This is a genomic window from Cellulomonas sp. A375-1, from assembly GCF_001040865.1.
In the GTDB taxonomy this organism is placed as follows: Bacteria; Actinomycetota; Actinomycetes; order Actinomycetales; family Cellulomonadaceae; genus Cellulomonas; species Cellulomonas gelida.
Genome location: NZ_LFKW01000153.1, coordinates 66,475 through 74,709 on the forward strand (window position 1 = coordinate 66,475; position 8,235 = coordinate 74,709).

Annotated in this window: 8 protein-coding genes; 3 read left to right on the plus strand and 5 right to left on the minus strand. The window is 75.0% G+C overall.

The annotated features are described in order from the left end of the window. Window positions 1-219 precede the first annotated feature (219 nt). Window positions 220-1,008: a PadR family transcriptional regulator gene (locus CWIS_RS16665; RefSeq protein ID WP_048344456.1), complete on the plus strand. Its 789-nt coding sequence runs from the start codon at window positions 220-222 to the stop codon at window positions 1,006-1,008. Window positions 1,009-1,086: 78 nt separating this feature from the next. Here CWIS_RS16665 and CWIS_RS16670 read toward each other — a convergent pair whose 3' ends face one another. After that, a complete protein-coding gene (locus tag CWIS_RS16670; protein WP_048344457.1) occupies window positions 1,087-2,226 on the minus strand; it encodes a GNAT family N-acetyltransferase in 1,140 nt (379 codons plus the stop codon). 65 nt (window positions 2,227-2,291) lie between these two features. On the opposite strand from CWIS_RS16670, the gene CWIS_RS16675 reads away from it, so the two are divergent. Next, window positions 2,292-2,951 carry a hypothetical protein gene (locus CWIS_RS16675; protein WP_048344458.1) on the plus strand — a complete coding sequence of 220 codons (660 nt, stop codon included), beginning with the start codon at window positions 2,292-2,294 and terminating at the stop codon, window positions 2,949-2,951. Between the two features lie 120 nt (window positions 2,952-3,071). Further along, window positions 3,072-4,325 (plus strand): Nramp family divalent metal transporter, encoded by a 1,254-nt coding sequence (locus CWIS_RS16680; protein WP_048344459.1) that lies wholly within the window; start codon window positions 3,072-3,074, stop codon window positions 4,323-4,325. Here the strand turns inward: CWIS_RS16680 and CWIS_RS16685 are convergent. The 4 genes from CWIS_RS16685 to CWIS_RS19645 form a co-directional block, all read right to left on the minus strand. Next, window positions 4,304-5,641, minus strand: a complete 1,338-nt coding sequence (locus CWIS_RS16685; RefSeq protein ID WP_082156561.1) for an RNA polymerase sigma factor — start codon at window positions 5,639-5,641, stop codon at window positions 4,304-4,306. The genes CWIS_RS16680 and CWIS_RS16685 overlap by 22 nt on opposite strands. A 269-nt stretch (window positions 5,642-5,910) precedes the next feature. After that, window positions 5,911-6,867, minus strand: coding sequence for a hypothetical protein (locus tag CWIS_RS16690; protein WP_048344460.1), 957 nt, complete (start codon window positions 6,865-6,867; stop codon window positions 5,911-5,913). A 3-nt stretch (window positions 6,868-6,870) separates the two neighbouring features. Then, window positions 6,871-7,428, minus strand: coding sequence for an RNA polymerase sigma factor (locus CWIS_RS16695; protein WP_048344461.1), 558 nt, complete (start codon window positions 7,426-7,428; stop codon window positions 6,871-6,873). A 29-nt stretch (window positions 7,429-7,457) separates the two neighbouring features. After that, on the minus strand, window positions 7,458-8,235 hold a 778-nt coding region (locus tag CWIS_RS19645), incomplete at its 5' end, for an MFS transporter (RefSeq protein ID WP_231583968.1).

An 8,235-nucleotide genomic window follows, 5' to 3' on the forward strand; every position in this document is an offset into this window, starting at 1 on the left:
TCCCCGCTCCCCGCTCCCCTCCCCTCCCCGCGAGCCAGGGGTTGCTCAGGGAAAGGGGGCGGATAGCCGGAGCAGACGCTGGGTCGGGGGTTGGTGGGTGTGGGTGTGGGGCGCGGCGCAGTCCGGCAGGGCGTGGCAGAGGGGTTGTCTGCGATGTATCAACGATATATCGTTACGTCGTCGTCGATGTCCGACGACCCAGATGCCAGGAGGCACCCCATGCGAGAGCACGACGACTCCGGGTGCGGGAGACGCGACCAGCGCCCCGACCCGATCGAGAACCTCACCGGCCGCGAGCGCGGCCAACGCCGTCGGCGTCCCGAGCGCGGCCCCTGGGCGGCCGGCTGGGACGGGCCCGAGCGTGCCCGACGTGGCCCCGGCGGCCCCGGTGGACCTGGTGGCCCGGGCTTCGGGCCGCGTGGCCCGTGGGGCGACGGTCCTCGCGGACCGCGCGGGTTCGGCCCGCCCTGGGGCTTCGGTGGCCCCGAGGGTCACCGCGGCCGTGGCCGCCGGGCCGGGCGCGGGGACACCCGCGCCGCGATCCTGCTGCTGCTCGCCGAGCAGCCGATGCACGGCTATCAGCTCATCCAGGAGATCGACGAGCGCACGCAGGGGCGGTGGCGGCCGAGCCCGGGCGCGATCTACCCCGCGCTCTCGGCGCTCGAGGACGAGGGCCTCGTCGCGATCGTGAGCGAGTCGGGCCGCAAGCTCGCGACGCTCACCGAGGCCGGCGGCACCTACGTCACCGAGCACGTCGGCGACCTGGGCGACCCGTGGCAGGCCTCGTCGGACGACGATGCCGAGCACCCCGGCCGCGCGCTGCACCACGCGGTCGGCGCGCTCGCGGGCGCGGCCGAGCAGGTCGCCCGGACCGGGACGGCCGCCCAGGTCGCGCGGGCCGTCGCCGCGATCGACGCGGCCCGCCGCGACCTGTACCGCCTGCTGGCCGACGAGCCGACGGACCCCCCGACCTCGGCGGACCAGCCCGCCACCGACCCGCAGCCCTGACCGGCGCGCGCGACGACGAGCGTCCGCCGACCGTGAGACCCGCTGGTTCGCGCCGACGCAGAGCGCCGACGCGAGCCGTCAGGGTGTCGTCTGTCCGTGGGCCGTGCCGAGCTTGAGCTGCCACTCGCCGGAGCACCCGGCGGGTCGGAAGCCCAGGTCGACGTTGATCGCGAGCATGTGCCCGTTCTCCTCGGCGTTCCACGTGTCGATGCGCCGGGCGTCGGGCCGCGCGGCGGCCAGGCGCTGCAGGTTCGTCGCCTTGAGCAGCATGCCGAGCCGGTGCCCGCGGTGCGCCGCGGCCACGAGCGTGTCCTCCTGGTGCACGAGGTCGCGCACCGGGGGGACCTCCATGAGCGTCGTGTACCCGACGAGCGCGCCGGACGGGACGTGCTGCGCGACGGTCGTCCAGCTCTGGATGCCGCGCTTGACGTGCTCGTCGTCGTGGTGGCGCACGCGCGCCGCGTCCCACTGGTCCTGCTCGTACTCGAGCCCGCCCATCGGCGGTGCGTCGCTCATCTCGGTGTAGAGCGCGGCCATCGCCTCGACCCACTCGTCAGGGACCGGGCCGTCCCAGCTGACCGTGCGGTAGTCGTCGCCCGCGGCCAGGGCGGCGCGCGCCCGGTGCTCCTCGACGACGGCGGTGTCGAGCGGCAGCGGCAGCACCGAACGCCGCGCGACCTGCTCGAGGTCCCAGCCGCGCTGGGTCAGGAACCGTACGCCGGCCTCGTCGAGCGGGACCCGCCCCGAACCCGTGGGTGCGGTGAGGGACTCCGGGCCCTCGGGCGGCTCGGCGCGGTGGTCGGTCTCCGCCATGAGCGTGGTGCGGCCGTTCTCGCGCGCGAGGGCGAGGCACGCGTCGAGGATCGTCGAGCCGACGCCGCGTCCGCGGTGGGCGGGCCGGACCGTGGCGCCGACGTACGCCCAGGTCAGGTTGTCCTGCTGCGGGAGCACCACGACGCCCGTGCCGAGCACGGCCTCCAGCGGGATCTCGTCGTCGGGGACGTCGGCGTGCTCGTCGTCGAGCGCGACCAGGCGGACGAACGTCTCGTACGGCTTCTCGCGCATCGCCTCGAGCATCTCGGCGGGCTCGCGCCGGTAGTCGTCGGTGCCCCAGACGGAGCGCGACACGTCGTTGCACGCGTCGACGTACGCGCGCAGCAGTGCGGCCCCCGGCTCCGTCGCCGTGGCCGTCACGGGTACCTCTCGGACGGTGGTCATGGACGTCAGCGTGCGCCCGGGTGGGTCCTGCGCGCCACGCAATTGCGGACGCCTACGCTCGGGGCATGAACTGGCTCGAGGTCATCGGCTGGACCGGCTCCGTGCTGGTCGTCGTCTCGCTCATGCAGGCCCGCGTGCTGCGCTTCCGGGTGATGAACCTGGCGGGTGCGGCGATCGCCACCGCGTACAACATCGCGATCGACGTGTGGCCGTTCGCCGCCATGAACGCGGCGATCACGATCATCGACGTGTACTGGCTCGTGCGCCTGCTGCGCGAGCGGCACGACGAGGCCGCGTACGAGGTCGTCGAGGTCGCTCCCGACGACGCCTACCTGGGCCGGGTCCTGGCGGTGCACGCGTCCGACATGGCGAAGTTCGAGCCCGGGCGTGGCGCCGTGGCCGCGGGTCCCGGCGGGGTCGCGGGCGGGGCGCCCGACGAGGCGTCGGCCGCGTTCCTCGTCGTGCGGGGCGACGAGACCGTCGGCGTGGTGCAGGTGCGCGACGAGGGCGCGGGCACGGCGCGCGTGCTCATGGACTACGTGACGCCGCGGTTCCGGGACTTCACGCCCGGGGAGTTCGTGTACCGCCGCTCCGGGGTGTTCCGCGAGCGCGGGTTCGAGCGTCTGGTCGTCGACCCCGTCCCGGCGAACCGGGACTACTTCCGGAGCGTGGGCTTCGCGCCCACCACCGACGGCACCTGGGTCCGCGAGGTCGCCGCGGCCTGACGCGGTCGGGCCGGGGGCACGCCACGACGAGAGGGCGCGCCGAGTCGCAGGAAGACCCTCCCTCCGTCGTCGTCCCGGCGTAGAGTTCGCATCGCCGAACTTCTGATGGAGGATGACCGAATGACGCAGGCTCCCGCGGCGGCGCGCACCACGCTGCGGCGACCGGCACGCCGCCCCCGCGGCCCGCTGCTGCTCGGGCCGGCGTTCGTCGCCGCGATCGCCTACGTCGACCCGGGGAACGTCGCCGCGAACCTCACCGCCGGGGCGCGCTACGGGTACCTGCTGCTCTGGGTGCTCGTCGCCGCCAACGCCATGGCCGTGCTGGTGCAGTACCAGTCGGCCAAGCTCGGGCTGGTCACCGGGCGGTCGCTGCCCGACGTCCTGGGGGACCGCCTGCGCCGCGGGCCGCGGCTCGCGTTCTGGGCGCAGGCCGAGCTCGTCGCCGCCGCGACCGACATCGCCGAGGTCGTCGGCGGGGCCATCGCGCTGCACCTGCTGTTCGGCGTGCCGCTGTGGCTCGGCGGCGTGATCGTCGGGCTGGTCTCGCTCGCGCTGCTCGGCACGCAGGACCGGTTCGGCCAGCGCCGGTTCGAGCACGTGATCGTCGCGCTGCTGGCCGTCATCACCGTCGGCTTCCTCGCGGGGCTCGTCGTGAGCCCGCCCGATGCGCGCGGCGTGCTGTCCGGGCTGGTCCCGCGGTTCGAGGGCAGCGACTCCGTGCTGCTCGCCGCGTCGATGCTCGGCGCGACCGTCATGCCGCACGCGATCTACGTGCACTCCGCGCTCGCGCGCGACCGCCACGGGTACGCCGAAGCCGGGCCGTGGCGCGACCGCCTGCTGCGCGCGACGCGCTGGGACGTGGGGCTCGCGCTCGTCGTCGCCGGCCTGGTCAACATCGGCCTGCTGCTGCTCGCGGCCTCGGGCCTGCGCGGGGTGCCGGGCACGGACTCGATCGAGGGCGCGCACGCCGCGATCACCGACGCGCTGGGCCCGGTCGTCGGCGTCGCGTTTGCGATCGGGCTGCTCGCCTCGGGGCTCGCGTCGACGTCGGTCGGGTCGTACGCCGGCGCGACGATCATGGCCGGGCTGCTGCACAAGCGGATCCCGATCCTGGCGCGCCGCTCCGCGACCATCGTCCCCGCGGTGCTGCTGCTCGCGTGGGGCGCGGACCCGACGTGGACGCTCGTCGTGTCGCAGGTCGTGCTGAGCTTCGGCATCCCGTTCGCGATGATCCCGTTGGTCCGGCTCACGCGGTCACGCGAGGTCATGGGCGAGGCGCGGACGCGCACACGCCTGCACGTCGTGCTCGTCGCGGTCGTCGCGCTGGTCGTCGCGCTCAACGGCGCGCTGCTCTACCTGCTGCTCGCCGGCTGACCCGCGCCTGCGTCCGGTGTGCCGTCGGCGCGGGGAGTGCCGTCCTCGGCGTCGGCGCCGACGAGTGCGGCGCGGCGCGAGCGCAGGTGCCGGAGCTCGGCGGGGCTCGTCGCCATCGCGATCGCGCGGTCGTACGCGCGGACCGCGTCGTCGACCTCGCCCGCGCGCGCCAGCAGCTCGGCGCGCACCGACGGCACGCGGTGGTGGTGCGGCAGCGCGTCGTCCAGACCCTCGAGCAGGGCGAGGCCCGCGCTCGGCCGCTCGGCCTCGGCGAGCGCGACCGCGCGCGCGAGGCGCACGACCGGCGAACCCGTCACCAGCTCGAGCTGCAGGTACAGGTCCGCGATCACCGGCCAGCGCGTCGCATCTGGCGTCGGGGCGGTCGCGTGCTCGGCGGCGACCATCGCCTGCAGCCGGTACTCGGTCGTGAGCCGGGAGTCCGTGCGCTCCGGGAGCGACTCGAGCAGCGCGACGCCCTGGGCGATCTCGTCGTGGTGCCAGCGGGCCCGGTCCTGGTCCGGCAGCAGGACGAGGTCGCCCGCGTCGTCGAGGCGCGCGTCGCGGCGCGAGTGCTGCAGCAGCATGAGCGCGAGCAGCGCACGGACCACGGCTTGGCCCGGGAGCAGCTCGTCGAGCGTGCGGGCGAGCCGGATCGCCTCGTTCCCCAGGTCGACGCGCAGCCCGTCCGTGCCGGGCTGGTAGGCGGAGGTGAACATCAGGTACACGACCGTGGCCACCACGTCGAGGCGGTCCGCGAGTGCCTCCGGAGCGGGCGTCTCGAACGGGATGTCGGACGACGCGAGCCGCTTCTTCGCGCGCGTGATCCGCGCCGCCATCGTCGTCTCCTGCACGAGCTGCAGCCGCGCGATCTCGCTCGTCGGCAGGCCGACGACGAACCGCAACGTCAGCGCGACGCGGTCGTCGGCCGCGATCGCGGGGTGACAGCACGCGAACACGAGACGCAGCTGCTCGTCCGCGACGTGCCCGCCCGGGTCGACGGCGACCGCTGCGGCGGCCAGCGCGCGCATCTCGTCGTCGACGGCCATCAGGGGCTCCTTGCGTCGGTGCACGGCCTCGCTGCGGAGGCGGTCGAGCACGCGTCGGCGCGCGGCGGTGAGCAGCCACGCGCCCGGGTTGGTGGGCACGCCCGACGAGCGCCACGTGCGGGCTGCGGCCTCGAACGCGTCGGCGGCGGCGTCCTCCGCGAGGTCGGGGCGGCGGTACTGCGCGACGAGCAGCGCGACCACGCGCGACCAGCTCGACCGCCACGCCTCGTCGAGCGCCGCGCGGACCGGGTCGTCGTGCTCGTCGGTCATGCCGGGCTCGTCGTCGGGCCGTCCATCCCACGTCCTTCCCTCGTCGGTCTCACTCTGCCCGCACCGGTGGCGGCCGTCGAGGGGATGACGCGCGCGGCCGACGCCACTCGACAGGTCGACACCCGACAGGTCGACACCCGACAGGTCGACCCCCGACAGGTCGACACGCTGAGGCGCGGCGCCCTCTCAGGACGCCGCGCCTCGGTGCCGGGCAGTGCGGCTCGGTCGGCTGCCCGGTCGGCTGCCCGGTCGGCTGCTCGGTCGGCTGCTCAGTCGCCGGAGCTTGGAGTCCCCTCGCCGACCGACTCCTCGGGCGACTCGTCGGAGGTCGGGGTGCCCTCGGCTGCCTCGTCGAGCGTGAGCTCGAGCGTCCCGGTGTCGATCTCGGGGGACTGCCCGACCGTGCCGTCGGCGAGCGTCGGCACGACCTGCGCGACGAGCTCCTGCGTCGGCCACCACGCGGCCCACACCCCGCCTGCGACGCTCGCCTGCACGACGCTGCCGTCGCTGAGGTGCACGTCGACGGACGTCACATCCGCCCCGACGCGCCCGATGCCGTACCCCCACGGCTCGTCGGAGCCGACCCCCTCGATCCCACCCGTGGCGTAGGTCGCCCCGTCGGCCGTGGGCGTCGCGTCCGGCCCCACGACACCGACGCTCAGCTGGGTGTCGGGCGCCGTCTCGGCGGTGCCGGGGTTCTGGGCACCGACGTCCCACGACGTGACCGCGTCGCCTCCGGCCCCGGACAGCACCATCGACACCCGCGTGCGCGGTCCGATCAGGCACGACTGCAGCCCGGCCCCGGAGCTGAGCACGGTGAACGTCGTCTCGCCGCGGCGGTCGGCGAGGACCGCCTTCGCGTCGGCGAGGTTCGTCGGAGCGTCCGGCCCGGTGCCCGCGACACCGGTGCGCAGCGCCAGGCACTGCTCACCGGCGGCCGCGGTGTCGGCCGCGTCGAGCTGCGCGGGCACCGCCGTCCAGCCCGCGAACGCGGCCGTGTCCGTCGGGTTGGGGAGCACGAGCGTGACGACCGCAGCGGCCGCAGCGGCAGCGCCGACGAGGCCGAGCCGCGCCGCGCCCCTGCGGCGGCGCGGCGCGAGGTCGACCACGGTCGTCGGGGCGGTGCCGGCGTCGATGCGGGCGTGCAGCAGGTCGTGAGCGGCGGCGAGGCCGTCGGGGTCGATCGTGCGGTCGGGCCGCAGGTCCGTGAGGTTCAGCGGGGCCATCGGTCAGCCTTCCTGGGAGACGAGGGTCAGGTCGGCGCGCGCCTCGGGTGCGCCGGGCTCGGCGGCGACCGCCGCGTCGAGCCGTCGGCGCGCACGATGCAGACGCACCTTGAACGCGGTGGTCGAGCAGCCGGCCACGGCGGCCGCCTGCGCGGGCAGCAACCCGTCCCACGCGACGAGCAGGAGGGCCTCCCGCTCGATCGGGGTCAGGGCCGCCAGGGCTCGCAGCAACGCGTCGCGTTCGAGGACGACCTCGTCCGGTGCGGACGAGTCGGGGGCCACGACGGCGTGCAGGCGAGCGAGCTCGTCTGACAGCACGCGAGCGCGGTGGCGCGAACGGTGGTGGGACGCGACGGTGTTGCGGGCGACGACGAGCAGCCAGGGCAGCGGCTCGCCGGGGACGTCGACCAGCCGACGCCACGCGACCAGGAACGTCTCGGCGACGATCTCGGGCGCCTCGTCGCGGGCGACGTGACGCAGCGCGTAGGCCTGGATCCGCGGCGCGTACCGGTCCCACAGCTCGGAGAACCGCTGCGCGTCGCTCGGCTGGTCTGTGCTCACACCCAGAAGTGTCCGCGGCGACCCGGGGGTTACGTCAGGCGCTCGTCGACCTCGTCGCGCCCCTGGGCGGTGCCCTCGCCCAGGCCCTCGTCCGGGCCCTCGTGCAGGTCGCCCCCGTCCGCGTCGCCCCCGTCCAGGGGCTGCTCCTGCTCGTCGGTGTGCGCGACGTGCCGCAGCTGACGCCAGATCACGACGACGAACACGGCCGAGCCGGCGAACGCGAACCAGAACGGCGCCGTCACGCCGTAGTGCTGCGCGAGGGCGCCGCCGACCGCCGACCCGATCACCAGCCCGCCGAAGACCCCGACGAGGTTCACCGAACCGACCCGGCCCTGCAAGGCGGTCGGCACGGCGCGCTGACGCACCGTCACGCTCGTCGTGCCCCACACGAACGCGTGCGCGCCGAAGACGAAGAACACGCCCATCGCGACCCACGCGGTCGTCGTCAGCGCGAGCGCCAGGTGCGTGAGGGTCTCGATGATGAGGCCGATCCGCATGAGGTTCGCGAGCGTGACCCGCCGCGTGAGCCACCCGTACGTCGCGGTCCCGACGAGCCCGCCGACCGCCTGGACGGTGGTGATGACGCCGAACCCGACCGCGCCCAGCCCGAGGCGTTGCTGCGCGTAGAGCACGAGCACCGACCACGCGGCGCCGAACGTCACGTTGAAGATGAAGATCGTCAGCACGAGCGTGCGCACGGCGGGGTGCCGCCAGGTCCAGCGCACGCCCTCGGCGATGTCCGCGCGGATGTGGCTGCGCTCGTGCCGCTGCAGCCCGTGCGGGGGCAGGCGCAGCCGCGAGACCAGC